Below are 25,935 nucleotides of genomic sequence, written 5' to 3'. Positions count from 1 at the left end.
TCTTCGGGCACAAATACGCGAGTTTTCAGCGTTTTGCATACGTCATTGACAATCAGCCATTTGCATCATCCCAATAATCCGTACCGCCCATTCCGCCTCTCCAAAGAGCCTCTCCCGCACCCTCAAAGAGCCTCTTTCACACCCCCAAAGAGCCCATCCCATCCCCTCAAAAACCCTCTTCCGAACCACCAAAAACCCTTTCCCGCGCCTCCAAACCCCGTCCCGTGTCCTCAAAAAGCCTTTCCCACACTCACACCCCCTCACTTTCTCACCTTCTCACCCCCTCCTCACTCTCTCCCCATCTCCCCTTTTCCAGTTTTCCGTTGTCAAATTTTTTTACCATGAAAATGAATGTTTATGCATTTTCCGGAGCATGTCTGTTGTGTGATGACCGGCTGTCATGGTTCTTTATTGTTCTATGTTTTTTAAAACAATGTCACTTTCCTGTTTTACGGAATACGCGGAGGGTTCGTTCATGACAAGGCTTCAAACAGGATGAGGACGGGTGTGCGGATGAGGAACGGAGGGCGTACAGCGGTGTGCGGATGAGTGTATGGCATTCTGAAAGCGTGTCGGTGTATGAAGAAAAGGATTTCATTTACATACCGCGACAGGCGGAACGGACTGACGGAAAAGAAAAACCGGACTGCCTCGCGGCAGCCCGGAATCACTTGTTGAATAACTAACAATGAAGGAATCTTTATTTACCGGATAAATAACAACTCTCTGTATTTGGGCAGAGTCCACATCTGGTCGTCCACGATAAGCTCCAGTTTGTCTATGTGGTAGCGTATCTGCTCGAGCATCGGAGCGATGGTGTCGTGATAGGCTATGGCTTTCTCGCGCACGTTGTCAATTCTGTTCGCCACCTTGCGAGCCTCCACCATGTCGTCCACATGCTTCTTTATGTATGCCGTGCGTTCGGCAATCTCACGGATGAGAGAGATGTTTTCAGCCGACATTCCCTCAGCCTCAGAGGCGTCGAACAGCTCTTTCAGTCTGTAGACATTGTTGATGAGCATGCTCTGGTAGTGCGTGGCTACGGGCACGATGTGGTTCATGGCAAGGTCGCCGAGCACCCGCGCCTCTATCTGTATCTTCTTGGTGTAGGTCTCCCATTTCACCTCGTTGCGCGCCTCCAGCTCCACTTTGGTCATCACGCCTGTGGAGGTGAACATCCTGACGCTGCTTTCCGAGAGGTAGTTGTCGAATATCACGGGGCATGATGTCTCGCAGTCGAGCCCGCGTCTGGCGGCTTCCGCCTTCCACTCCTCGCTGTATCCGTTGCCGTCGAAACGTATGGGCTTGCATGTCTTTATGTATTTTCTGAGCACCTGAAGGATGGCTGTCTCCTTCGATACGTCGTCAGACATCGCCTCGTCCACGTCGCGTTTGAAGTCGGTGAGCTGCTCTGCCATGGCGGTGTTGAGCGCGATCATCGCGCTGGCACAGTTGGCTTCCGACCCTACGGCGCGGAATTCGAACCTGTTGCCTGTGAAGGCGAAGGGCGACGTACGGTTGCGGTCGGTGTTGTCGATGAGCAGTTCGGGTATCTGTGGGATGTCGAGCTTCATGCCGTGCTTGCCTACCAGAACACCCATGTCCTCGTCGGTGCTCACCTCAAGATGGTCGAGCACCTGACTGAGCTGTGTGCCGAGAAACGACGAGATGATGGCTGGCGGCGCCTCGTTGGCTCCCAGACGGTGGGCGTTTGTGGCGCTCATGATGCTCGCCTTGAGCAGTCCGTTGTGACGGTAGACAGCCATAAGCGTGTTGACGATGAAGGTGATGAAGCGCAGGTTTTCCTCAGCCGTCTTTCCCGGAGCCATGAGGGCGGTGCCGTTGTCAGTCCCGAGCGACCAGTTGTTGTGCTTTCCGGAGCCGTTTATGCCCTTGAAGGGCTTTTCGTGGAGCAGCACTCTGAAGCCGTGGGCGCGCGCCACCTTGCGCATGAGCGACATTATGAGCATGTTGTGGTCCACCGCCAGATTGCACTCCTCGTATATCGGGGCAAGCTCAAACTGGTTCGGTGCCACCTCGTTGTGGCGTGTCTTCACCGGTATTCCCAGTTCGAGAGCCTGTATCTCGAGGTCTTTCATGAACGCGGCGACACGTATCGGGATGGCGCCGAAGTAATGATCCTCGAGCTGCTGGTTCTTCGACGCCTCATGCCCCATGAGCGTCCGTCCGGTGAGAAGCAGGTCAGGGCGCGCCGCATAGAGTCCCTCGTCCACCAGAAAATACTCCTGCTCCCATCCGAGATAGGAAAACACCTTCTTCACTGAGGGGTCGAAGTAATGGCATACGTCCACCGCCGCCTTGTTCATAGCGCGGAGAGCCTTCAGAAGAGGCGTCTTGTAGTCGAGCGACTCGCCTGTGTATGATATGAATATGGTGGGTATGCAGAGCGTGTCGTCCACCACGAAGACGGGCGACGAAGGGTCCCACGCGCTGTAGCCGCGCGCCTCGAACGTGTTGCGTATGCCTCCGTTGGGGAACGACGAGGCGTCGGGCTCCTGCTGCACGAGCAGTTTTCCGGAGAACTCCTCCATCATTCCGCCCTTGCCGTTGTGCTCCACGAAGGCGTCATGTTTCTCTGCCGTGCCCTCCGTGAGAGGCTGGAACCAGTGGGTGTAGTGGGTCGCTCCGAGCTCCATAGCCCACCGTTTCATGCCCGACGCCACCTCGTCGGCGATGCCGCTATCGAGTGCCGCGCCGTTGTCTATCACGTCCACGAGCTTGGCGAACACGTCGCCCGGGAGATATTTGAACATCTTCTCGCGGTTGAACACGTATTTTCCGAAATACTCACTCGGTCTTTCCTCCGGTATTGGAAATTCCCTGGCTTTGGTCTGAAAAGCCTTTTCAACTACTCTGAATCTTAAACTCGACATAATTGTTGTGTTGTTTTTGTTGGTTGTTGTTATTTATCTTGTTTTGCAATAAGCTGCTTATAAGCAGATGTTCCAAATTAATTGCCATCATATTGTGTGCTGCATACTACATGTCGTACGCCGCCTCACCGTGCTCGTAGACATCGAGTCCTTCCTCCTCGACGCGTCTCATGACCCTTATACCGCACACTGCGTCGGTGATACGGAATATGACGAACGTCATCACCGCGCTGAAGACGACTGATATGAGGGTCGTGGCTGTCTGCACCCAGAGCTGGTGCCAGTCGCCGTAGAGCGCGCCCTGGACACCGTCGTCACCCGTCACGGCTCTCGTGGCGAACACCCCCGTGAGCACCGAACCGACCATTCCGCCCATGCCGTGAACGCCGAATGCGTCGAGAGCGTCGTCATATCCGAACTTCGGTTTCACCACAGCCACCATCCAGAAGCATACGAGTGAGGCGACGAGTCCGATGCATATGGCTCCCGGAATGTCTGCCGTGCCGGCGGCGGGTGTTATCGCCACAAGTCCGGCGACTGCTCCGGTGCACGCCCCTACGGTGGTGGGCTTCCTGTTGACAATCCAGTCTACAGTCATCCACGAGACTGCCGCGACGCACGTCGCTATGTGTGTCACGAGGAAAGCGTTGGCTGCCAGTCCGTCGGCTGCGAGTCCGCTGCCGGCGTTGAAACCGAACCATCCGAGCCAGAGAAGTGCCGTTCCGATGAACACGAACGGTATGTTGTGGGGCGTGATGGGCTTTCCCGGTCGGTAGTCATTGCGGCGTCCCACGAGCAGAGCCATCACAAGAGCCGACACTCCGGCGTTGATGTGCACCACGGTACCGCCCGCGAAGTCGATGGCTCCCATCTCCATGAGGAATCCTCCGCCCCATACCCAGTGCGCCATCGGCATGTATACGAACACGCTCCACAGTATTGTGAACATCAGGAAGCCCGAGAACTTCACGCGCTCGGCGAACGCTCCGAGGATGAGGGTGGGCGTTATGACGGCGAACATGCACTGGAACATGACGAAGAGCAGTTCGGGTATGCCGCCCGTAGTGATGGTGTCGAGGCTTATTCCTTTGAGCATCACCTTGTCGAATCCGCCTATGCCATAGCGGAAAAGGTTTCCGTCGAATCCTGATCCGAACGCGAGGCTGTAGCCGAAGACAACCCATATGATGCTGATAACGGCTACTATGGAGAGGCTCTGCATTATAACGCTGAGCATGTTTTTCCTTCTCACGAGTCCGCCATAGAACAGGGCGATGCCCGGAATGGTCATCATCAGAACAAGAACGGTCGCCATGATGATCCATGCAGTGTTTCCTGAATTGAGTGGTATTGCTGTTGTCATAATATCGTTCACTTTATTATTGTTGTTGTCTTATGCTTTCTTCTCTCTCGTCTGCCGCTATTTCTCGTGCTCGGCGTTGTAGAGCGCGATGTCGCCACGCTCTCCCGTGCGTATGCGTATGGCGTCTTCCACGGGTATGACGAATATGCGTCCGTCGCCTATCTCGCCCGTATATGCCGCCTTCATGACCGCCTGAATGGTCTTCTCCACGTTTTTCTCTCTCACGACAATGGATATGAGGATGCGCTCAATGGAGCTTGTGTCGTATGCCACTCCGCGGTAGATGCGCGCCTCTCGTGTCTTTCCCACACCTCTTACTTCATAGTATGAGAACCATTCAATGTCCGCCTCAAGCAGCGCTTCCTTCACGTCGTCAAACCGGGTGCGGCGGATGATTGCTTCAATTTTCTTCATAATGATGTGTCTTTTTATATTATTATATAATGTATGGATGTGTTGCCGGATATCGTTATTGAGTTTCACAGACTCAGACCCACGGTGAAGTATGCGTTCTCGGTAGCGGGATTCCATATCGCCTTTGCCGACAGCGGCAGACCGAAACTGTCGGTCACGCGGATGGTCTTGGACGCCCCGAGGCTTAGCTCGGACACTTCGAAACCGTCACAGCCGTTGTTGTAGAAGGTCGTCTCCCATGGCGTGACACCTATTGTGGCGTTCCAGTCTATGCCGCCGAGCCTGAACGGAGCCGTGGCGGAGACGTAGGAGGAGTATGCTCTCTTGCCGTTTGAGCGTCTGCCGTCGTTCCCTCCGATGTTGGTATGCCAGTTTACAGCCACCACATCGAAGTCGTAGCCGACCTGTGCCTCAAACACATGGAGCGTAGAACGGCTGCCGTAATGGAAATATTTGCCTTCTATCATGCTTCCGCTCTTGAAGTTTGTGCCTTTGCTGAAGCTATAGTCGGTCAGCGAAATGCTGAATCCTCCTGTGGCATAACCGAGTGTAAGGTCGAACTCTTTGGCGTATTCGCTCTCAAGACTTGCCGAACCCCATGCGGAAAGAGACAGTCCTTTCCATGACAGCGAAGCCGATGGCTGGACACTGAAACCGCCAAGTTCCTGACCGCGCCAGATGTATCCGCTCACTATGTCGGCACCTACTGATACTTCGGGTCTGTCCTGTGCGTGTGCCGTCTGCACGGTCGCAATAAATGATAACAGCAGGACTGTAGTCTCTTTTAAACGGTTGTTCATCATACTTTTGCCTTTTAAGTTATTGCATATGTTGTTTCCTGAGTCTTGGTTTGTATGTCTTTATGAAACTAAAATATAATAATATCTGTCTTTTTGTATCGTTTCTGATGCAAAATTAATAATAAATGAAATTGAAATAATATTTATTCTGACTTTTGGAAAATATAATTCGGCTGTCTTACAGTTGCTTTCTCATATGACGGGAACGACTTTCTGATTGTAATAAAATATCCAAATTGAATGACAAATCGTAAGTTTGGCGTGCGCTGTATGCCGATGGCTGATTGGGAATAAGGTCTGTGTTGGCTGTCAGGTATGGGAAAAACGCTGTTTCAGGCGGGGCTGTATATAAAATAAAAAATGCAGGACATCATTACCGACATGATGTCCTGCATGTATGTTGTCGTTATTATAAGGCGGCGGAAGAGGCTGAGCCGGTGTCCCAGTAGGGCGCGTCAGCAGGCTGCGGATGCCGTCATTGGCGTCGCGAAACGTACTTATGGTGTTGTGACACCCGTCTGAGTGTCGTTGCTTATGGCTACCTTTATCACCCCGTCAAGGCGGTTCTCGAACACGCGGTAAGCCTCATCTATCTGCGAGAGACCGAACCTGTGGGTGATGAGCGGTGTCGTGTCTATCTTGCCTTCGGCTATAAGGCGCAGTATCTCCTCACAGTCGCAGCCGTCGACACCGCCGGTCTTGAACGTGAGATTCTTTCCGTACATGTCCGGAAGGGGCAATGTCTGCGGACTGTCGTAAAGCGCCACCACCGTGACGATGGCGTTCGGACGCGCGCACTGCCACGCCATGCGGAACGTGTCATCGCTCCCCGCCACCTCAATCACCACATCCGCGCCACCGTGGAGACTGTTTTCCGACACGACAGCGGCGCAGTTTTCCGGACCGGTGACAACCACTCCGGGATAATGGCTGCGCACGAAGGCGGCGCGCTCCTGCGATTTCTCGCACACGATGATGCGTCGCGGGCTCTTCAGCATGACGCACAGCAGGGTGCAGATGCCCGTCGGTCCGGCTCCGATGATGAGCACAGTGTCGTCCGGATCAATCTCCGATATGCGCGCAGCCCAGTATCCTGTGGCGAGGATGTCGCCCGTGAAGAGAGCCTGTTCGTCGCTTACGCCGTCGGGTATGCGGTTGAGTCCCTGTCCGGCATGCGGCACACGGACATACTCAGCCTGCCCTCCGTCGATGCGGCAACCGAGAGCCCAGCCTCCGTCGGGGTCCTCGCAGTTGTTCACGTAGCCCTTACGGCAGAAGATACATTCGCCGCAGAAGGTCTCCACATTCACTGTCACGCGGTCGCCCGGTCTGACGTTCGTCACCTCCGCGCCTGTCTTTTCCACTATGCCCACCATCTCATGACCTACGGTGATGCCCGGTAAGGCGCGCGGAACACTGCCGTGCTTTATGTGCAGGTCGCTCGTGCAGATGCTCCCGAGCGTCACCCTCACGATGGCGTCGCGCGGGTCCTGCAGTTCGGGCACGGGTTTTTCAGTCAGTGCGAAGTGCCCTTTTCCGATGTAAGTATATGCCAGCATTGTGATTGTCTCCTTTCTTTTCCTGTACAATATTATAATGTCTGTCTCCGTGTGACGTTTCCGCTGTATGCCACAGCCGCTGTTATGCCAATGTGCAGGCGTATGTCTTGTGCGCTTGACATGTGCCTGTCTGTTTTTCAAAGATAAGCAATATTTTCAAGACTTGCCATGTGCCGTGTCTTAAAAAACATGAAGTGATGTTTTATATGTATTGTGTCAACGCTATGCCATGATCATTGCGGAGCGGTCATGCGGCATCCTCCGAAACTCATCAGCGTGTCGCGCCGCCGACGGTAATACCACAGTCCGATGATGTCAGCCAGTGCCCAGCCTATCGGCACCGACCACCATATGCCGGTGTATCCCACCGACGGGATGGCGGCAAGAGCGTATGCCAGAGCCACGCGGGTGCCGAGCGACACCACGGTGAGTACGACCGACATCGAGGGCAGGGCGACGGCGCGGTAGAGTCCGTAGAGAAGGAACAGCCAGCCGATGCCTACATAGAAGCTGCCTTCGATGCGGAGATACTCCACACCGATTGCTATTATCCCGCTTTCAGCCTCAGACACGAACAGCGACATGAGCCATGGAGACAGCCAGAACACCAGTGCCGATACGGCAAGTGAGAAGAGTGTGGTGACGATGACGGCACTGCGGATGCCGCGCCTTATGCGTCCGGCGCGCCCGGCGCCAAAGTTCTGCGCGATGAACGTTGAGAAGGCGTTGCCGAAATCCTGCACGGGCATGTAGGCGAACGAGTCTATCTTCACCGCGGCGGCGAACGCTGCCATCACCGATGTGCCGAAACTGTTGACCAGACCCTGCACCATCAGTATGCCGAAATTCATGACAGACTGTTGCAGGCATGTGAGAAACGACCATGAGGAGACGCGCCTGAGCGACTCCATGTCGGTCTTGCAGTCGGCTCGTGTGAGGTTAAGCTCCGGATAGCGCCGGCGTGTGTAAAGGCACAGTCCGGCTGCCGCGACGGTCTGTGCCGCCACCGTGGCAAGCGCGGCACCTTCCACTCCCATGCCCATCGAGAGGATGAGAGTGAGGTCGAGCGCGATGTTGAGCACCACTGAGACACCGAGGAACACCAGCGGAACGACGGAGTTGCCTATCGCCCGCAGCAGGAAAGCGTAGAAATTGTACACGCACACGGGCACCATTCCGCAAAAGGTGACGAACAGATAGTCGTATGTGAGCCGCTCCACCTCGGCTGGTGTCTGCATGAGACGGATTATGGGATTGAGGAAAATGAGTGCCGCCGCGTTGAGGGTGAGCGTCGTTCCGCCTATGATGAGCATCGACGAGTACACGCTGCGGCGCAATGCCTTCAGGTCGCGGGCACCGTAGTGTATGGAGAATAGCGCGCTGCAGCCCATGCACAGACCTATGAATACGGACGTGACAAAGACGATGAGGGCATACGACGAGCCTACGGCAGCCAGCGCGTCGGGTCCGAGGACACGCCCCACGATGAGTGTGTCGGCTATGTTGTAGCACTGTTGCAGCAGGTTGCCGAGCATCAGCGGCAGCGCGAAACGGAGCATTGTGACGGTGATGCCGCCTTCGGTGAGATTTCCTTTGTCGTATAACCGGCTCATGGCGTAGTTGTGAAAAGACGTACAAAATTACTTCTTATGGGTCAATTATACAAATATCCGCCATGTGATAATATACCTTAATGGCATGGTTTTTGTATATTTATTTGTGAAATATGCATAAAATGGTTACCTTTGCATAAGCTAAACTGCACTCGGCAGTGTAAGAGCAAGCTCTCACTGCGCTCGTTTGCATTAGCTTTGTATAAGCTTATCTGCACTCGGGAAAGTAAAAGCAAGCTTTCTTTCCGCTCGTTTGCATTAGCTTTGCATAAGCTTATCTGCGCTCGGGAAAGTCAAAGCAAGCTTTCTTTCCTCTCGTTTGCATTAGCTTTGCATAAGCTAATCTGCACTCGGGAAAGTGAAAGCAAGTTTTCTTTCCTCTCGTTTGCATTAGCTTTGCATAAGCTTATCTGCACTCGGGAATATAAGAACAAGTTCTTATTCCTCTCGCTTGCATAAGCTTTGCGAAATAAAAACTGCACTCGGGAAAGTAAAAGCAAGTTTTCTTTACGTCCGATTGCGAAATCTGAAAATATAAAAAAAGAGATATCCGATGAACTATACATTATATATAATATGTGGAAAGCGGCGTGACGGCGGGCTTTACAGAGGCACCGACATCAGTCATACCGTGCATGTCCATTGGTTCAGCGGATTCATCTGATTCTTCTTCCCGTCTTTTCATATGATTGAGTCGTGCCGCCAGGATGAGGCATGACACTTTATGGCGCCGCCACTTTGACCGGTGCGCCGCGCCGTTGTCGGCATCCTATACATATATTTTTATCAAAACAGAAAACACAAATCATGTTCAGCATAGTATTCACCATGTTGGCAGGTATGCTTATAGGGCATTTCCTGCGCGACGGAAAGAGACTGGAGAAGATAGAGAAGAGCACCTCCATAACCATCTTCGTGCTGCTCTTCGTGCTTGGTCTTTCAGTAGGCTCAAACAGTGTGATAACATCAAATCTTGGACGTTTCGGATGGCAGGCAGCCGTCCTTGCCATACTCGGAATGAGCGGAAGCGTCATCGCAGCGCGCGTTGTGACGCGACTGTTTTTCAGGAAAGGAGGTGAGAAGAATGAAAAATAGTATGTCTGTTGTGGCTATGTTCGTCGCCGGATGTGTCGCCGGAGCGTATCTTGAGATAGACGCCGACATACACGGCATATCTCTCTGCATACTCTATGCGCTCATGCTGCAGGTGGGAATGGGCATCGGCGGCAACAAGGAACTGCGTGAGAGCCTGAGACATGTCAGCCCGAAGATATTGCTTGTGCCTGTCGCCACCATCACGGGCACGCTGCTTTTCTCTGCCGCCGCGAGTCTTCTGCTGAGCCGCTGGAGCGTGTTCGACTGCATGGCTGTGGGCAGCGGGTTCGCCTACTATTCGCTTTCGTCAATACTGATAACACAGTTCAAGGAACCGTCGGTGGGTATGCAGATAGCCACCGAGCTCGGTACGATAGCCCTGCTGAGCAACATCATGCGCGAGATGATGTCGCTTGTGGCGGCTCCTCTCATACGCCGCTACTTCGGAAAGCTTGCTCCCATCTCTGCCGCAGGGGTTAACTCGATGGATGTGCTGCTGCCTTCCATCACGCGCTGTTCGGGCAAGGAGGTGATGCCTGTAGCCATCCTGCACGGCATGCTTGTGGACATGAGTGTGCCGTTCTTCGTGAGTCTGTTCTGCAGCATGTAGGGGTTAAACTCTTACATGCCGTCAGCCGCCGTGGCTGTCTTGCTGTCTGACTGTCGTCTGCCAATGCTTTTCCCTTACCGCTTCCGCCGTGTCGTATTCCGGTTTTAACCCAGATATGTCATCAGAACGCCGGTTGTACCTTTAAGATTTATTGTCAGCTCTTCATTATTCTTCCGTACCGCTGCCGTCATATTGTCTCCTGCTTTTTCCCGGTGTAGCCCTCTACATCTTCTGTAAAGCCGAATACAATCCGGATGACAGCAGTACGAAATGAGAATGGAAGCCTTATATTCTGTTCGGGTTTAACCTGCTTGAAATGTATATTTATTCATTCCGGAAGTAAAAAATATTGACAACGAAAAACGGGAAAGAGTGAGAGGGGGAGGAAGTGAGAAAGGGTGAGAGGGTGAGAAAGTGAGGGGGTGGGAGTGTGGAAAAGGCTTTTTGAGGACGCGGGACGGGGGTTGGAGGCGCGGGAGAGGTTTTTTGAGAGGATGGGATGGGCTTTTTGAGGGGGTGAAAGAGGCTTTTTGGAGGTGTGAAAGAGGCTTTTTGAGGGTGCGGAAGAGGCTCTTTGGGGATGCGAAAGAGGCTCTTTGGCGAGGCGGAATGGGCGGTACGGATTGTCGGGATGATGCAAATGCCTGATTGTCAATGATGTATGTGAAACGCTGAAAACTCGCGTATTTGCGCCCGAAGAGTCGTCAGGACAGAAAAACGGCGGTATTTTCAGGTTACGGTGAATATTTATTCATGACGCAAGGTGTGTTTCCGTATATTTATGCAAAGCCGCGGTGTCAGTCTTCTATATACACATAACTGCTCTCAACGTGTATCGTCTCCTCGGCTATAAGCTGTTCAAGAGCCGTGTCGAGAGCGTCAGAGGGCAGCCGGAGCGAGAGCAGTTCGGTGAGGTGATGCCTCTTTCTGTCGTCGAGAAGTGCGGTTATCATGTCCCTCGCATCCCTGAGCAGACGCTCGGTGTCGGGCATCCTCTTGTGCGCCAGGCACACGTCGCACTGTCCGCAGTCTGTCGAGCGCGGCTCGTCGAAGTATCTCAGCAGCTGCCTGCTACGGCATACGTTGTCGTTGGTGGCATATCCTATTACGGTGTTTATCCTTTTTGCGAACTGTTCCTTTCGGTCTTCGTACACGTCGCGGGTTATGATGAGGTCCTCGCCGTCCACCCTGTCGCGCGTATAAGTGATGAAAGGCGTCTTGCTCCGCGGCACGAAGTGGAGTATGCGTTTCTGCGTGAGCCCTTTCAGCAGGAGGTATATCTGCTGGCTTGTGAGTCCTGCCTGCGCGGCTATCATGTCCTCGTCGATGTAAGTGTAGTCGATGAACAGCGAGCCGTAGTTTCTCAGCAGGGTGGTTATGAGCCTGTCCTCAAGCGGCGAGAGCTCGTTGAGCATGTAAAGGTGGTCGCGCGAAATGAGGAAGACAATGCGCGGGTCGGAGTTCGGGTCGGTGTTGTATTCTATGTATCCGGCACGTTCGAGTATCTTCAGCGCGGCGTCGGTCTGTACCGGGAAGAGCTTGTATGTGCGGCAGAATTTCCTTATGTCGAACATGAATGTGTGTCCGCAGCCGTTGTTCACGGCAATCTGGAAGAATCCGGCGAGATGGTCGTACACGCTGCGGATGTATTCCTTCTCCGGAAACTCGTCGGCTATGCGCTTCTGGAGTTTGGTGTCGTCGCTGCCGTTATAGAGCATCACGGCATACGACTTCATCCCGTCGCGCCCGGCACGTCCCGCTTCCTGGAAGTAAGCCTCGAGCGAGCTGGGGCAGTCGAAGTGTATCACCACGCGCACGTCAGGCTTGTCTATGCCCATGCCGAAGGCGTTTGTAGCCACCATGACGCGCTTCACGTCGTCGTGCCACAGTTTCTGCCGCTCGTCCTTCACTGAGTGTTCGAGCCCCGCATGATAGAATGTCGCCTCCACGCCGTTCTCCTCCAGCCACCCGCTTATCTCCGAGGCGCGCTTCCGGCTCCTCACATACACTATGGCGCTTCCCCTCACGCTGCGCAGTATATGCAGCATCTCGCCGCGCTTGTCTGTGGCATGCCGCACGATGTAGGCAAGGTTCTTGCGCTCGAAACTCATGCGGAACATGTTGCCGTCCTTGAACTTCAGCTTCTCCTGAATGTCGTCGGCGACCTGTCTTGTAGCCGTTGCTGTGAGGGCGAGCAGCGGTGCCTCAGGTTTTATCTGCCTGATGTCGGCAATGTGGAGGTATGACGGTCTGAAGTCATATCCCCACTGGCTGATGCAGTGAGCCTCGTCCACGGTAATGAAACTCACCTTCATGTGGCGCAGCTTTGTCTTGAACAGCTCTGAGGCAATGCGTTCCGGAGAGACGTAAAGCACCTTGGTGCTTCCGAGTATGCAGTTCTCGAGCGTGCGCAATATCTCGTGGCGCGTCATGCCCGAGTATATTGCGGCAGCCAGTATGCCGCGGCGGCGCAGGTTGTACACCTGGTCTTTCATCAGCGCGATGAGTGGGGTGATGACAATGCACACCCCTTCGGCGGCAAGAGCCGGTACCTGAAAGGTTATCGACTTGCCTCCTCCGGTCGGCATCAGTCCGAGAGTGTCGTGTCCGCTGCCGATGCTTTCTATTATGTCACGCTGTATTCCCCTGAACGCTGAGTGCCCCCAGTATTGCCGGAGTATCCTTGTGTATCTGTCAGAGCCGTTGCTCACGAAGGTCGGGTTTTGTGATGTTGTTTTAGAACGTGTGCTGTTCCGCCTGTACGTTATCCTCTTCTTCCGCCGGACGTATGTCCTCTATCTGCAGCTGAACCATGTTTTTCTTGAATACGTTGTCCTCGAGTGTGTAGGCGATGTCGAAACTGCGCTTCGACTTTATGTACCTTGCCGATGCGCTCTGACCGAATGCTATGCCGTTGACAACGTTGCTCGACTTGGAGTCTACAAGCTCAAGCTTGATGTGTTCCTGCTCCCTTCCCACCACCTTACTCGTACCGTAGTCGTACACTCCCACCGTGCAGAAGATTGGTTTCGGGTTGCACGGACCGAAGGGTGAGAACTTCTTAAGGTCGTTGTGCAGTCTTTTGGTGATGTCCTTGAAGTCTATCACGGTGTCGATGTTGAGCATCGCCTCTGTCTGTTCGGGCTGTATGTGGTTGTCGACGTATTTCTGGAACCGTTTCCTGAACTCGGGTATGTCGTCCCACTTCAGTGTCAGTCCGGCGGCATATGTGTGTCCGCCGAAGTTGAGAAGAATGTCGCGGCAGCTTTTTATAGCCGAATATACGTCGAAGCCCGTGACGCTCCGTGCCGAGCCTGTTGCAAGATCGCCGTCGCGCGTGAGCACAACTGTGGGTCTGAAATATATTTCCGTGAGGCGCGAGGCTACGATGCCGATGACTCCCTTCTTCCAGTTCTCGTCGTAAAGGACGATGGACGAGCGGTGACGCTGGCTTTCCAGGCGAGCCACTATCTGGTTTGCCTCCTCGGTCATTTGCTTGTCTATGTCCTTGCGTTGTTCGTTGTAGCAGTCTATGTGCTTTGCTTTCTCCAGCGCGTGCGAGAACTCTTTCTCCACAAGAAGGTCTACGCTCTCACGTCCGTTCTCTATTCTTCCCGACGCGTTGATGCGCGGTCCTATCTTGAAAACGATGTCGCTCATGGCTATCTCGCGGTTGTTCAGTCCGCAGATGTCTATTATCGCCTTCAGTCCGGTGCTCGGGTTCTGGTTGAGAATCTTCAGTCCGTGATAGGCGAGTATGCGGTTCTCGTCGGTCACCGGCACTATGTCGGCTGCTATGCTTACCGCACACAGGTCGAGCAGCGGCATGAGCCGTGAGAACGGAATGCCGTTGTTCTTGGCGAAAGCCTGCATGAACTTGAATCCGATGCCGCATCCGCACAGATGCTTGAAGGGATAGGTGTCGTCGCTGCGCTTAGGGTTGAGGATGGCAACTGCCTGCGGCATGTCCTCGTCGGGCACGTGATGGTCGCATATTATGAAGTCTATGCCGAGCGATTTGGCATAAGCTATCTCCTCGGCTGCCTTTATTCCGCAGTCGAGTATTATGATAAGCTTCACGTTGTTTGCATGCGCATAGTCTATGCCTTTCTTGCTTAAGCCGTATCCTTCATCGTATCTGTCGGGTATGTAATATTCTATGTTGGAGTAGAACTGAAGCAGAAAGCGGTACACCAATGCCACTGCCGTGCATCCGTCGACGTCGTAGTCGCCGTACACCATTATGCGTTCTTTCCTTCCCATGGCGTCGTTCAGTCTGTCGACAGCGACATCCATGTCTTTCATCAGAAAGGGATTTATGAGGTCAGACAGTTGCGGATGAAAGAAGCGTTTGGCTGCCGACTCGGTCGTTATGCCGCGTTTTATGAGCAGACCGGCAAGAATCGGACTTATGTTAAGCTTTTCTCCTAACTCTTCAGCCGCCTTTATCTCTTCGGATGTCGGTGGTTTGTAATTCCATTTGAAAAGCATTATATAGTTTAGTTTTTTTATTCTGCATGAGGCGAATGTGCGGATTGACACGCACAAACTGCCCGTAAAGTTACAAAATAAAAATGGAAATCATTGTATGGATAATGCGTTTTTGTAAAAAAAACAGTGCAAGCGAGGGCAATGAAAGCTTGCTTTCATATTGCCGAGCGCAGCCTGTTTTATTCAAAAACAGTGCCAGCGAGTGCGATGAGACCATGTTTTCAGATTGCCTTATTCGGTCAGGCATGTATAAAAAAGGCTGCGGGGCAGGTCCGTTCCGCCTCACCTTCCATTCCATCCGGAATGTGCCGGTGTGTGCGTTTCCCTGCTCCGCAGTCCTGTAAGCGTCTGCCGTGCGGTTTTATTCACCAATGCCGGCTTTCTTCACAGCATCCTCCATCTTCTTGCGGATGTCCTTAGGTATGGCGTTGATGTTCACCATGTAGTCCATTGTGTTGGCAACGATGAAGTTCTTCGACATATACCATATGCCTTTATAGTCACCGGCTTCACCCCATGAGTTCTTCACCATGTAGTATTCCTTGCCGTTCTGGTCCTTCGCGATACCGAAGATGAGCATTCCGTGGTCGTCTGTCAGCTCCCAGTTGTCAAAGCGTTCCTGACGCTTCTCCTGTGTCGGAGTGAGCTCCGGAACCTTGCATCCGAGCGAGTCGATGATGTTTGTCCTCTTCGAAGACGACAGTTTGAGCCAGCGTGCCATGTCGCTGCCTGCATAGCTCTGCATAGCGTCGGTGTCGTAAGAGTAGGCGAGACCAGAGCGTGTGAATCCTTCCTCGCTCACGTCACCGCCCCATGCCACTGTGTAACCGTTCATCACGGCGTTGTCGATGATGCGTGCCATGTCGTCGATGGGCAGGTTCCATGAACCCGGGTTGCGCCAGTTGTCCTGTACCTCAACCGGGAACTTGGTGTAGAAAGGATGGTGTGTGTAGCTTGTTACGGTGACATAGTTGTTCCAGTCGAGTCCGAGGCTTGCCGCAAACGACTTCGGAGTGTATGTCTTTCCCTCATATGTGAAGCTCTCCGGGCATTTTCCGAGATAAGCGTCGAGTATGCCCTGCAGTCCGACCTTCCACTGTCCGGATATCTTCTTAGCCTTGCTCCTCGAAACGGCGGCTACATACGGTTCCATCAGAGAGAAGAACTCGTTGAAGTTGTTAAGCGAGTCGCCGTAGAGAGAACCAGGGAACGGCATCGCGTCTTCGGGGCAGATGCCGTATGTTTTCAGCACATGATAGACGTCGTATGCCGATCCTCCCTGTGAGAACTGGCAGTCGCCGTGCAGTCTTACCACCTGAATGGCACGCTCCATGTAGTTCTTGTTAGCCACGAAAGACTCGCAGAGGTCGTATGTCTTGCCCGTTGCCTTGAGTATTTCGCTCTCAAAGAAGGCAAGCGTAGAGTAGTCCCAGCATGTTCCACTGCGGCTTTGGTCCTTGATACTTGTAATCGGATTCTCCTTGACAACGGTGAAAACAGGCTTGTTACTGTTCTCTTTCTTGTCCTGGGCGCTCACTCCCATGGCCACCATGGCGAGGAACGCAAGTGTCATAATCTTCTTCATAGTGTGTTGTTATGTGGTTTGTTTTTTATTGATTGTTCTGCATGAAAGCCTCGACATCTTTCGGATGATAAGGTATTCTCTTCTCTCCGATGAAGCGGCATCCGTCTTCTGTTATGAGGATATCGTCCTCGATGCGTATTCCTCCGAAGTCCTTGTAGGTCTCGAGCAGGTCGAAGTTGATGAACTCCTTGCAGTGTCCGTCGGCTTTCCATTCGTCTATGAGCGCGGGGATGAAGTATATTCCCGGCTCGTCGGTGACCACGAAGCCCTTCTGAAGGCGTCGTCCCATGCGCAGGGCGTTTGTCCCGAACTGCTCAAGATTGGGTCGTGTCTCCTCGTCGAAGCCCACGTTTGTCTGACCGAGACCCTCCATGTCGTGCACGTCCATGCCCATCATGTGTCCCAGTCCGTGCGGCAGGAACATGGCATGCGCGCCTGCTGCCACCGCCTCATCGGTGTCGCCTTTCATCAGTCCGAGCTCTTTCAGGCGTTCGGTCATCAGGCGGCACACTGCAAGATGGACGTCGAAGTATTTCACTCCAGGCTTCGCCACCTCCAGCACGTGGTCATGGCACACCTCGACTATGCTGTATATCTCCAGCTGACGCTGTGTGAAGGTGCCGCTTACAGGCATTGTGCGCGTGTTGTCCGAGCAATAGTTGTTGATAGTCTCGGCTCCGGCGTCGCACAGCGCGAGCCGTCCTGCCTGCAGGACGCTCATCGACGGGTTGCCGTGCATTATCTCTCCGTGCTGGCTGTATATTGTGGGGAAGCTCGTCATGGCTCCGTATGAGTGGGCTATTCCGTCTACCTGACCGCCCACGAACTTCTCCGTCACCCCGGGACGTGTAAGCCTCATGGCAGTGGTGTGCATGAGATAGCCTATCTCCGCAGCCCTCTCCAGCTCCTCTATTTCCTGCTGTTCCTTCACCGAACGCATGCTCACCACCGCCTTTATCAGCTCCATGCTTGCGGCTTCCTTCTGCTGCACCGGGTGTATTCCGAGCAAATCGAATATCTGTATCTTTATGTCGTGGCGGTAGGGCGGCAGGAAATGTATCCTGCGTTTCTGCCTCAGAGCCTCGTTGCATGTGTTTTTCAGCGCGCGCATCGGTGCCGTGTGCTCCACGCCTACCTGTGCGGCGAGGTCGTGAACGCTGTCCACGCTGCCATACCATACGATGTCCTCGATGTCGATATCGTTGCCAAAGACAGTCTCACTGTTGTTGTCTATGTCGATGACTCCTACGAGTCCGTCTCTGTTCAGACCGAAATAATACAGGAACGAAGAGTCCTGTCTGAACGGATAATAACCGTTGCTCGGGTAGTTACAGGGCGACTCGTTGTTGCCGAAAATAATTATTATGCCGTCGTTCACAAGACTTCTGAGCCTTGCCCGGCGGTTTACGTAGGTCTGTTTGTCAAACATATATTAAAAATTCGTGTCAATTGATTGCAAAGTTACAACTTTTATATTTAAAATGTGTAATTTTGCAGAGTGATTTAAACGTTTTTTTCGCAGATGGACAACAATACGGGGCTTGTGCTTGAAGGCGGTGGCATGCGTGGCGTTTTCACCACCGGAGTGCTCGATTCGTTCATGAAGCACGGTTTGTATTTTCCTTATGTCGTGGCTGTTTCGGCTGGGGCGTGCAACGGCATGTCGTATGTCAGCCGCCAGCCGCGCCGCGCCCGCATTTCCAACATCGACTATCTGGCGCGCTACGACTACATAGGGCTGCGCTATCTGTTCACGCAGGGCAGCATATTCGACCAGAAACTGCTTTACGACAAGTTTCCGAACAGCTACATACCTTTCGATTTCGACACGTTCTTCAAGAGCGAGACAGAGTTTGAGATGGTGACAACCAACTGCCGAACAGGTCTTGCCGAATATCTATCAGAGCGTCACGACCGTCAGCGCGCGCTCGATGTGGTGCGCGCGTCGAGCAGCCTTCCGTATGTGAGCAAGATTGTCTTTGTGGACGGAAAACCCATGCTCGACGGGGGAATAGTAGACAGCATACCCGTGGAACATGCCATGCAGAAGGGCTACAGCCACAATGTGGTGGTGCTGACCCGCAATAAGGGCTACCGCAACGACAGCCGCGACATTAAGATTCCGCGCTTCATCTACCGCGACTATCCGCGTCTGCGCGTGGCGTTGAGCCACAGGATAGAGGTGTACAACCGCCAGCTCGACATGATAGACCGGCTGGAGCAGGAGGGACGCATCACCTGCATACGTCCCCAGCGACCCATGGAGGTGGACCGGATAGAGAAAGACACGAAGAAACTGGAGGCTCTCTACGAGGAAGGCTTCGCGCTTGGCGAAGCCTTCTGTAAGGATTATGGCGGCGCGAAGTAGCCGCGCGAATGTTCTCTGATGACGTGTCACGTCAGCGCAAGGCAGGTGTCCTGCCGCTTGCTTATGCCATTGTCTGCATTGTGTCCTGACTTTCCGCGTCGGCGTTTTCCTCTACGTATTTCGGTGACGGACCGTATTTGTTCTCCTCCTTCTGACTGTCCTGGCAGTAGAATATGAGCAGGATGATGCCGTAGATGACTCCAGCCAGCAATCCGATGCCGATGAATCCCATTGCCGGACCTTCCATCAGAGCCTCCACTATTTCCTCCGACGACATCGAGCTCAGGTCTGCCGCGGACGCACTGCCACCGAGAGCGGCGATGACAAGAGAACATGCTACAATGGTGTATATGGTTCCGCATATCATGCTGACGCCATACCACCATCCGCTTCTGCCCGTGTCGTGCAGGCGGCGGAATGTGATAGGTATCATCGCCAGACCCAGCAGAATCGACATCAAGGTTCCTATTAACGGTATGAACGAGCAAATGAAGTTGATGATGCCTACCGCAAGGTAGGTCCACCAGAACTCCGAACGGCGCGAACGCCCCTTGAACTGTGTTACCTTCTTACATGCCGCGCCCAGCGCTTCTGTAAATCCCAACTGTGGAAGTACTGTCAATTCTCTCATGTTTAATTTAGGTTTTAAATGTGTAGCCCAACGTATTGTTATGTTGTCTGCTCCGGAGTGGGCTCCGTTTCTCCGTTGGCAGGCTTGTGTCGGTTGTGTCGCGGCGCGCCGTCTGCTTATCTCAGGCGCACCGGTTTTCCTTTCCGCGCGCTTTTCACCGCCGCGTCAAGAATCTCCACTACGGTAAGGTTGTTCTCCAGCGAGGCGAGGTCGGTGGCGTTCACCTTTATCTCTCCTCTCACGGCAGCCTTCAGATAGCGGAACGAGTCGTCGTATGGAGCTTCGAGAGGCGTGGGTTTCACGTTGCTCTCCTTCCCGTTCCTGTATAGTGACATGCGCGACGGCGCGCTTTGGTATATATATCCCTTCGAGCCGTATACGTACATGTCCTTGCGGTTCATGGGCCAGTTCCACGACGGCATAAGCTGCACCGTGACGTCGGGATATTGCAGTATGATGGTGGCGTCGTCGTCCACTTTAGGGTATTTTTCGGGTTTCTGGCTGTTTGTCACTGCATATACGCTCAGCGGCTTCCGCCCTCCGAAGAGCCACGTGGCGAGGTTGGCGCCGTAGCATCCGAAGTCGGTTATGGCGCCTCCGCCGTTCATCACCGGGTCGGTAAGCCACGTTGTGAAATCCTTTCCGCACCCTATCTCTATCGGACCTTGGTGTCCGTCATAGACAAGTATGCGTGTGATGTCGCCTATGATGCCGTCCTTCACCATGCGGTATGCCTCGTGGTTTGAGCTGTACCAGCTCGTCTCATAGTTTGTGAGCAGCAGTATGCCGTGCCTGCGTGCCAGCTTTGCCATGCGGCGGGCGTGCCTGTTGTTCACCGCCAGCGGCTTTTCCACCATCACGTGTATGCCTCTCGGCGCGCAAGCCTCCACCACTTCCATGTGGTCGTATATCGGTCCGTAAGCCACGACAGCCTCCGGTCGCGTGGTGTCGAGCATCTCTCCGAGGTCGTCAAAGGCGGGTATGGTGCTGTCGTGCCTTATTAGTCCGTTGTCGCGGCGCATGCGGTCGTCCTTCTCCCATACTCCAACCACCTTGAAGTCGCCCCTGTCCATGCGCGAGATTATGTCGTTGAGATGACCGTGAGCCACTCCTGCCACAGCCACGCGCAGCTCATTTCCGTCTCCTCCGGGTGCCGCCTCCGCCGCCGTGCGGCATATCATGAGCATCGTGATGAGACATAGGGCTTTGCTTAGGAAGTTCAGGTTTTTCATATCTTTATTGTCGTTTGTCGCGTTTACGGGTCTTGCCTGTACGCCGTGAGGAGTGCCGCCGCGCCGGTCATCTGTCCAGAAGGTCGGGCCGCAGCCGCCTTGTGCGCTCCATAGCCTGCTCCATTTCCCACTCCTTTATCTTCGCCTCGTTGCCGCTGAGGAGTATTTCGGGCACCTTCCATCCCTTGTATTCCGCCGGGCGCGTGTAGATGGGGGCAGACAGCATGTCGTCCTGGAAGCAGTCGCTCAGCGCGCTCTGCTCGTCGCCTATCACTCCGGGCACCACTCTCACTATGGCGTCTGCCATGACGGCGGCTGCAAGTTCGCCTCCGGTGAGCACATAGTCGCCTATGCTTATCTCGCGTGTTATGAGATGGTCGCGCACCCTCTGGTCTATACCTTTGTAGTGACCGCACAGTATTATCATGTTTTCCTTCATCGAGAGGTCGTTTGCCACGTGCTGGTCAAAGCGTTCGCCGTCTGGCGAAGTGAATATCACCTCGTCGTAACTGCGCTCCGCCTTCAGTGCCGAAATGCACCGGTCTATCGGCTCGCACTGCATCACCATTCCTGCGAATCCCCCGTACGGATAGTCGTCCACGCGCCTCCACTTGTCTGTGGTGTAGTCGCGCAGGTTGTGCAGATGTATCTCCGCCAGTCCTTTCTTCTGTGCCCTTGCGAGTATTGACTCGTTTATGAAGCCTTCGAGCATCTCCGGCAAGACTGTGATAATGTCTATTCTCATGATTTGCAAATTTATTGAAAAATATCGTAAGTTATATTGTCGGATGGTTAAATAAAATAAAAAACAATGCGAGACGGTGAGAAGGTGGGAGGGTGAGGAGGGGAGAGGGCTTTGTAGAGGTAAAAAGGTAAAAGGGTAAGAAGGTAAAGGAGGAGGTGGGAGGGTGAGAAGGTGGGAGGGTGAGGAGGGGAAAAGGTGAGGGGGTGAGGAGGGGAAAAGGTGAGGGGATGAGGGCGGGGCTGCGTGTGCGTGTAGGGATAATTATGGTGTGGCAAGTGTTAAATTGAACGTCAGGATGGGAGCGTTTTTCATGTCGTGCGAGTGTTTTGGGTTGAAAAATGTGATTTTCTGACGGTGCGTGTAAATGTCTGTGACTCAGTGTGTTGTATGTGGATGGCTTTCGGAGGGGACTCTCAGGGGGTGCGGAACGGGCTTTTTGGTGGTGCGAAAGAGGCTTTTCTGAGGTGTGGAATAGGCTTTTCCGGATGGCGGAACGGGCTTTATGGCATGGCTGAACGGTGTCTTTGGCGTCTCCGGAATGTGAGAACGGCATGCCGGAATGGTATGTATGGGGGTATGGAAGGTGTTTTTGCGATGTCCGGAATCTGTGGTGCGGGAAGGCTGGCGGGGCTTTTCCGTAGGTGTGTTAACATAAAAATGTTAAAATGTATATTGCTTAGACGCATGTCAAAGTCCGCCTCTCGTCCGCCTCTTGCCGTCGTATGCCAGCCCTGTATGGTGCCAGCCTCCGTCTCACTCCTTGTTCACCCCGTATCCGAACAGTGCGAAGTCGCCTTTCAGAGGGTCGTCGGGAAACACCTCCAGCATAGCCTGCGTCAGACGGCGTGCCGCACTCATCGACGCTGTACGGCTCCGGAGGAGTCCCAGCCGCTGCGACTGCTGCACCACGTGCGTGTCGAGCGGCATGATGAGCGTGCGCTTGTCGATGAACCGTGTCCACAGTCCGAGGTCGACGGGCGAGCCGTCGCGCACCATCCATCGCATGAACATGCACACCCGCTTGCATGCCGACTTGGTGTCGCGCGGTATCACCGTGCTCGCCTCGTGCGCCGCGAAGTATGCGCATATGGCGTTCACCGCTCCGTAGCCGTCGGTGGCGTTCGCCCTGACAAACTGTCCGAGGCTGCCGTGCTCCGTGAGAAGAAGGCGCAGGGTGTGCAGCAGCCGGTGCACGTCGTGCCGCGTATAGAGGCGGTAGTAGCACCTGCCGTCGTCGGGAATGTCTGTCTGGAAGCTTCCGCTTCTCACCCATTCGTCCATCCTGCCGCCCGAGCTGTCGAGCATGTATTGTATTTTCGGGAAGAACTGTTTGCGCGAGCCGTAGCTCAGGCACGACGCCGCGAACGCCATGACCTCCCTGTCTGCCGCCGCCTCCACCTTGTGCATGAACAGGCTGGGGTCGTCTTTCAGAAAGTCCGCCGTCTCATATCTCTCCGCAAGGAGTCTTATATAGTCTGCTGTGTTGTTGTCCATTGTGTCTTGTGTTTTTTAATATCGGGGTGCAAGCTTGTCCTGTTCGCTTCACCGCATAAAAAAGCGACAACCTTCACAGGCGACCGCTTCGAATCTTCAATAGGTATTAGTCTCTTCCATTAAGGTAAAAAGATTGTTTTCAGGATAACGTTTACAAAGATAGGACATTTTTTATGTCTGCCAAAATATTTTATTCCTTTTTTCCAAAAAAGTGCTCCGTGTGCGCACACAGCATGCTTTTTTACGGTTTGGAACAATAAAATTTATAATAAAACTGTATAAAACGGTTATATGCGTATGCCGGTGTGACGGTATGATTTCCCCGTCCGGACATTGCGGAAAATGTGTAAGTCAGCAGTTAAACATTATTATATATGTATGTCCGGCGTGGTTGCGGATATGCGTTTTATTCTTCATGACGCATGCCGGAGGAAGTTTTTTCTGACCGACATTATGCATATGGCACGACAGGTGTGACGCCCTCGTCCGGGCGTTTGCGCCAAACCTGAGACCAATGTGTGCGCCGCCATGACGAAAGACTGATGAAGCCAGATTGTCAGTCAGACTTTAAATATTTTCGGGAAAGTGGCGTGCGGAGCCGATTTATTTTATTATATTTGCGCTTCCACGTGTTTTTTCCTTTACCGATGTCAGCCGTCGGCGGTTCCATGGCGGCTGCATCGTGACAGTTGAAAGTATAAAATATTCCGGAATATGGAGATAGTTTATTTAATGATAGGTATGGTTGTCGGCGGCGTGACGGCTTTCTTTTTCATGCAGTCGAAGATAAGGGGGGTGAGAACGGAGCTTGCGCTTGCCGCGCAGAAGGCGGAGCAGCTGGAGCATACTGCCGCGCAGCTCAGGGCGGAGACCGACGCCGCCAGAGCCGGAACGGAGGAGATGAACGGCAGACTGACGCAGGCGTTGTTGGAGGCGGAGCGTTCTGCCGCCGAGCTGAAGGCAGAGAAGGAGCACAACTCCAAGGAGATGCAGATGAGGCAGGAGCAGTTCGCCCAGCAGCTGAAGACCGTTCAGGAGCAGTTCGCCAATCTTGCCACCAGGGTGCTCAGCCAGACCACCGACCGGCTGAAGGCTGACAACTCCGAGAGTATGGAGAATATCACCAAGCCGCTGCGCGACAATCTCAAGCAGCTTCAGGAGGCTATACGACTCACTAACAGCGAGACGGCAAAGAGCACAGCGTCACTTTCAGAGCAGCTTAAGGCCATGAGTGACCAGACAACGAAGATAGACCGCACGGCTACGATGCTCACCAACGTCATAAGAGGGGGCAACAAGGCGCAGGGAAACTGGGGAGAGCGCATGCTGACCGAGATTCTCGACGCACAGGGATACAAGTTGGGGACCGACTATGACGTGCAGCAGACCATCACGGACGACAAGGGCAACATCGTCGTAAGCGACGAGAGCGGCAAGAGGATGATTCCCGACGTCATACTGCATTATCCCGACAACGAGGACGTAGTGATAGACTCGAAGATGTCGATAGACGCTTACTATCAGTATGTGAATACGGACGACGAGACGCTCAAGCGCAAGTTTGCCGACGACCTTGTGAAAAGTGTGCGCACGCAGGCTGTGAACCTCGCGCGGAAGGACTACAGCCGATACATCACAAAGCCGCGGCGGGCAATCGACTTTGTCATAATGTTCGTGCCGAACGAGGGCGCGCTGCAGCTGGCACTGGCTCACGACCCTAAGATTTGGCGCGAGGCGTTCGACCGGCATGTGTTCATCACCGGGCAGCAGAACCTCATGGCGATACTCAGGATGATTCAGATAGCATGGCGGCAGTATGCCCAGACCGAGAGCCAGAAGAAGGTTTTCGAGATGGCGGACGAGATGATAAAGCGCGTGGGGGAGTTCATCAAGAGGTTCGACAAGCTCAAGAAGGACATCGACACGCTGCATAAGGACTACGACGATGCCTACAACAAGGCTTACACAGGACGCCAGAGCATCGTGCAGAAGGCAAACGAGCTGAAGTCGCTTGGCGTGAAGGAGAGCGCCAACTACCCCATACCGGAACCACAAACGCTTTTAAACGAAGAAGATGAAGAAAAATAAGAAAAGACTGTTGTTTGTATGCCTCGGTAACATATGCCGCAGTCCGGCTGCCGAGGGAGTGATGAGGACACTTGTGGAGAATGCCGGACGCGGCGACGAATTTGTCATCGACTCTGCCGGAATAGGCGGATGGCACGTCGGACAGTTGCCCGACAGCCGCATGCGCAGGCGCGGGGCGGTGCGCGGATACAGGTTTGACAGCAGGGCGCGGCAGCTTTCCGAAGCCGACTTCAGCCGTTTCGACCTTATCCTTGTGATGGATAACGCCAACGTGCGGGCGGTAAAGGCGATGGCGTCCGCGCCTGAGCAGAGGGACAAGGTGAGGATGCTCGGCTCGTATATGACATCGCATGCCGGTGTCAGTGAGATACCCGACCCTTACTACGGTGACGATTCCGACTTCGACTATGCCCTCGATCTCATCGAGGATGCGTGTCGGGGACTGCTCGCAGAGATGTGATTTGACCCGAATCAGCCGTCATGCCGCATCCGCATTCCGTGCTGACGGCATGTTGTTGTTTTCCATATTATGCAGAAAATGCAATGGTTAGAATCGTACAAGAGGGGAAAACAGAATGACGACGGCAGTACGTAAGAGGGTCAAGGAGTCGGTCATTGTACTTTTATTTTTTCTTTTTTATAAAACATTCTGCGGCAGTCAATGTCACAGCAATCTCTCATTGCGCTCGCTGGCACTGCTTTTATATAAAGCAGGCTGCGCCCGGCAATGTCATAGCAAGCTCTCATTGCGCTCGCTGGCACTGCTTTTTTATAAATCATGCTGCGCTCGGCAATGTCATAGCAAGCTCTCATTGCGCTCGCTGGCACTGCTTTTTTATAAATCATGCTGCGCCCGGAAATGTCATGACAAGCTCTATTGCGTTCACTGACATTGCTTTTTGTATAAAAATGCAACATATTTATCGGTTTGCTTAAATATTAATGTCAGTTTG

20 protein-coding genes are annotated in these 25,935 nt (G+C 53.6%); 5 read left to right on the top strand and 15 right to left on the bottom strand.

All coding sequences use genetic code 11. The features are described from left to right. Positions 1-704 precede the first annotated feature (704 nt). The 6 genes from BN4609_RS08275 to BN4609_RS08250 form a co-directional block, all read right to left on the bottom strand. Positions 705-2,894, bottom strand: coding sequence for a glutamine synthetase III family protein (locus BN4609_RS08275; protein WP_068856124.1), 2,190 nt, complete (start codon positions 2,892-2,894; stop codon positions 705-707). A 106-nt stretch (positions 2,895-3,000) separates the two neighbouring features. Further along, positions 3,001-4,257, bottom strand: coding sequence for an ammonium transporter (locus tag BN4609_RS08270; protein WP_068856122.1), 1,257 nt, complete (start codon positions 4,255-4,257; stop codon positions 3,001-3,003). Between the two features lie 57 nt (positions 4,258-4,314). Next, positions 4,315-4,671, bottom strand: coding sequence for a P-II family nitrogen regulator (locus BN4609_RS08265; protein ID WP_021992590.1), 357 nt, complete (start codon positions 4,669-4,671; stop codon positions 4,315-4,317). Between the two features lie 65 nt (positions 4,672-4,736). Next, positions 4,737-5,471, bottom strand: coding sequence for a hypothetical protein (locus BN4609_RS08260; RefSeq protein ID WP_068856375.1), 735 nt, complete (start codon positions 5,469-5,471; stop codon positions 4,737-4,739). Positions 5,472-5,968: 497 nt separating this feature from the next. After that, positions 5,969-7,030 carry an alcohol dehydrogenase gene (locus BN4609_RS08255; protein WP_068856374.1) on the bottom strand — a complete coding sequence of 354 codons (1,062 nt, stop codon included), beginning with the start codon at positions 7,028-7,030 and terminating at the stop codon, positions 5,969-5,971. Between the two features lie 233 nt (positions 7,031-7,263). After that, complete coding sequence (locus BN4609_RS08250) at positions 7,264-8,643, bottom strand: MATE family efflux transporter (protein ID WP_068856121.1); 1,380 nt, start codon at positions 8,641-8,643, stop codon at positions 7,264-7,266. A gap of 807 nt (positions 8,644-9,450) precedes the next feature. On the opposite strand from BN4609_RS08250, the gene BN4609_RS08245 reads away from it, so the two are divergent. Both BN4609_RS08245 and BN4609_RS08240 read left to right on the top strand, forming a co-directional pair. After that, entirely contained in the window at positions 9,451-9,738 is a 288-nt protein-coding gene (locus BN4609_RS08245; RefSeq protein WP_068856120.1) for a LysO family transporter, read from the top strand. Next, positions 9,728-10,348, top strand: coding sequence for a LysO family transporter (locus tag BN4609_RS08240; protein ID WP_068856119.1), 621 nt, complete (start codon positions 9,728-9,730; stop codon positions 10,346-10,348). Before BN4609_RS08245 ends, BN4609_RS08240 begins: the two co-directional genes overlap by 11 nt. Before the next feature lie 797 nt (positions 10,349-11,145). On the opposite strand, the gene BN4609_RS08230 is transcribed toward BN4609_RS08240, so the two are convergent. The 4 genes from BN4609_RS08230 to BN4609_RS08215 all read right to left on the bottom strand — a co-directional run bounded on the left by BN4609_RS08230 (position 11,146) and on the right by BN4609_RS08215 (position 17,853). After that, positions 11,146-13,059, bottom strand: a complete 1,914-nt coding sequence (locus BN4609_RS08230) for a RecQ family ATP-dependent DNA helicase (protein WP_068856115.1) — start codon at positions 13,057-13,059, stop codon at positions 11,146-11,148. Positions 13,060-13,084: 25 nt separating this feature from the next. After that, positions 13,085-14,839, bottom strand: coding sequence for a single-stranded-DNA-specific exonuclease RecJ (gene recJ / locus BN4609_RS08225; RefSeq protein ID WP_068856113.1), 1,755 nt, complete (start codon positions 14,837-14,839; stop codon positions 13,085-13,087). A gap of 361 nt (positions 14,840-15,200) precedes the next feature. Continuing rightward, positions 15,201-16,424, bottom strand: coding sequence for a C1 family peptidase (locus BN4609_RS08220; protein WP_068856111.1), 1,224 nt, complete (start codon positions 16,422-16,424; stop codon positions 15,201-15,203). Positions 16,425-16,449: 25 nt separating this feature from the next. Beyond that, positions 16,450-17,853, bottom strand: coding sequence for an aminopeptidase P family protein (locus tag BN4609_RS08215; RefSeq protein ID WP_068856109.1), 1,404 nt, complete (start codon positions 17,851-17,853; stop codon positions 16,450-16,452). 93 nt (positions 17,854-17,946) lie between these two features. Between BN4609_RS08215 and BN4609_RS08210 the strand changes: the two genes are divergently transcribed. Next, positions 17,947-18,792 (top strand): patatin-like phospholipase family protein, encoded by an 846-nt coding sequence (locus BN4609_RS08210; protein ID WP_068856106.1) that lies wholly within the window; start codon positions 17,947-17,949, stop codon positions 18,790-18,792. Between the two features lie 61 nt (positions 18,793-18,853). Here BN4609_RS08210 and BN4609_RS08205 read toward each other — a convergent pair whose 3' ends face one another. From BN4609_RS08205 to BN4609_RS08190, 4 genes are all read right to left on the bottom strand, one after another. Beyond that, positions 18,854-19,423, bottom strand: coding sequence for a DUF805 domain-containing protein (locus tag BN4609_RS08205; protein ID WP_021993432.1), 570 nt, complete (start codon positions 19,421-19,423; stop codon positions 18,854-18,856). Between the two features lie 116 nt (positions 19,424-19,539). Then, complete coding sequence (locus tag BN4609_RS08200; RefSeq protein ID WP_068856104.1) at positions 19,540-20,655, bottom strand: Gfo/Idh/MocA family protein; 1,116 nt, start codon at positions 20,653-20,655, stop codon at positions 19,540-19,542. A 67-nt stretch (positions 20,656-20,722) separates the two neighbouring features. Continuing rightward, positions 20,723-21,400 (bottom strand): tRNA (guanosine(37)-N1)-methyltransferase TrmD, encoded by a 678-nt coding sequence (gene trmD / locus BN4609_RS08195; protein WP_021993434.1) that lies wholly within the window; start codon positions 21,398-21,400, stop codon positions 20,723-20,725. A 753-nt stretch (positions 21,401-22,153) separates the two neighbouring features. Continuing rightward, positions 22,154-22,894 (bottom strand): TIGR02757 family protein, encoded by a 741-nt coding sequence (locus tag BN4609_RS08190; protein ID WP_068856102.1) that lies wholly within the window; start codon positions 22,892-22,894, stop codon positions 22,154-22,156. Between the two features lie 714 nt (positions 22,895-23,608). Between BN4609_RS08190 and BN4609_RS08185 the strand changes: the two genes are divergently transcribed. Both BN4609_RS08185 and BN4609_RS08180 read left to right on the top strand, forming a co-directional pair. Continuing rightward, on the top strand, positions 23,609-24,982 hold the full coding sequence (locus tag BN4609_RS08185; RefSeq protein WP_068856099.1) for a DNA recombination protein RmuC: 1,374 nt from the start codon (positions 23,609-23,611) through the stop codon (positions 24,980-24,982). After that, positions 24,969-25,442 (top strand): low molecular weight protein-tyrosine-phosphatase, encoded by a 474-nt coding sequence (locus BN4609_RS08180; RefSeq protein WP_021993438.1) that lies wholly within the window; start codon positions 24,969-24,971, stop codon positions 25,440-25,442. Before BN4609_RS08185 ends, BN4609_RS08180 begins: the two co-directional genes overlap by 14 nt. Positions 25,443-25,594: 152 nt before the next feature. Here the strand turns inward: BN4609_RS08180 and BN4609_RS08175 are convergent, their stop codons facing one another. Next, positions 25,595-25,900, bottom strand: a complete 306-nt coding sequence (locus BN4609_RS08175; RefSeq protein ID WP_068856097.1) for a hypothetical protein — start codon at positions 25,898-25,900, stop codon at positions 25,595-25,597. Between the last annotated feature and the right edge of the window lie 35 nt (positions 25,901-25,935).

The organism is Leyella lascolaii (genome assembly GCF_900079775.1).
Classification (GTDB): Bacteria; Bacteroidota; Bacteroidia; order Bacteroidales; family Bacteroidaceae; genus Prevotella; species Prevotella lascolaii.
Note: the sequence above shows the minus strand (reverse complement) of the source record. Positions and strands in the feature narration are given on the sequence as shown.

Bases quoted from the DNA above. Each gene is read 5' to 3' on its own strand.
- BN4609_RS08275 (WP_068856124.1), bottom strand. From the start codon at position 2,894: ATGTCGAGTTTAAGATTCAGAGTAGTTGAAAAGGCTTTTCAGACCAAA.
- BN4609_RS08270 (WP_068856122.1), bottom strand. From the start codon at position 4,257: ATGACAACAGCAATACCACTCAATTCAGGAAACACTGCATGGATCATC.
- BN4609_RS08265 (WP_021992590.1), bottom strand. From the start codon at position 4,671: ATGAAGAAAATTGAAGCAATCATCCGCCGCACCCGGTTTGACGACGTG.
- BN4609_RS08260 (WP_068856375.1), bottom strand. From the start codon at position 5,471: ATGAACAACCGTTTAAAAGAGACTACAGTCCTGCTGTTATCATTTATT.
- BN4609_RS08255 (WP_068856374.1), bottom strand. From the start codon at position 7,030: ATGCTGGCATATACTTACATCGGAAAAGGGCACTTCGCACTGACTGAA.
- BN4609_RS08250 (WP_068856121.1), bottom strand. From the start codon at position 8,643: ATGAGCCGGTTATACGACAAAGGAAATCTCACCGAAGGCGGCATCACC.
- BN4609_RS08245 (WP_068856120.1), top strand. From the start codon at position 9,451: ATGTTCAGCATAGTATTCACCATGTTGGCAGGTATGCTTATAGGGCAT.
- BN4609_RS08240 (WP_068856119.1), top strand. From the start codon at position 9,728: ATGAAAAATAGTATGTCTGTTGTGGCTATGTTCGTCGCCGGATGTGTC.
- recJ (WP_068856113.1), bottom strand. From the start codon at position 14,839: ATGCTTTTCAAATGGAATTACAAACCACCGACATCCGAAGAGATAAAG.
- BN4609_RS08220 (WP_068856111.1), bottom strand. From the start codon at position 16,424: ATGAAGAAGATTATGACACTTGCGTTCCTCGCCATGGTGGCCATGGGA.
- BN4609_RS08215 (WP_068856109.1), bottom strand. From the start codon at position 17,853: ATGTTTGACAAACAGACCTACGTAAACCGCCGGGCAAGGCTCAGAAGT.
- BN4609_RS08210 (WP_068856106.1), top strand. From the start codon at position 17,947: ATGGACAACAATACGGGGCTTGTGCTTGAAGGCGGTGGCATGCGTGGC.
- BN4609_RS08205 (WP_021993432.1), bottom strand. From the start codon at position 19,423: ATGAGAGAATTGACAGTACTTCCACAGTTGGGATTTACAGAAGCGCTG.
- BN4609_RS08200 (WP_068856104.1), bottom strand. From the start codon at position 20,655: ATGAAAAACCTGAACTTCCTAAGCAAAGCCCTATGTCTCATCACGATG.
- trmD (WP_021993434.1), bottom strand. From the start codon at position 21,400: ATGAGAATAGACATTATCACAGTCTTGCCGGAGATGCTCGAAGGCTTC.
- BN4609_RS08190 (WP_068856102.1), bottom strand. From the start codon at position 22,894: ATGGACAACAACACAGCAGACTATATAAGACTCCTTGCGGAGAGATAT.
- BN4609_RS08185 (WP_068856099.1), top strand. From the start codon at position 23,609: ATGGAGATAGTTTATTTAATGATAGGTATGGTTGTCGGCGGCGTGACG.
- BN4609_RS08180 (WP_021993438.1), top strand. From the start codon at position 24,969: ATGAAGAAAAATAAGAAAAGACTGTTGTTTGTATGCCTCGGTAACATA.
- BN4609_RS08175 (WP_068856097.1), bottom strand. From the start codon at position 25,900: ATGTTGCATTTTTATACAAAAAGCAATGTCAGTGAACGCAATAGAGCT.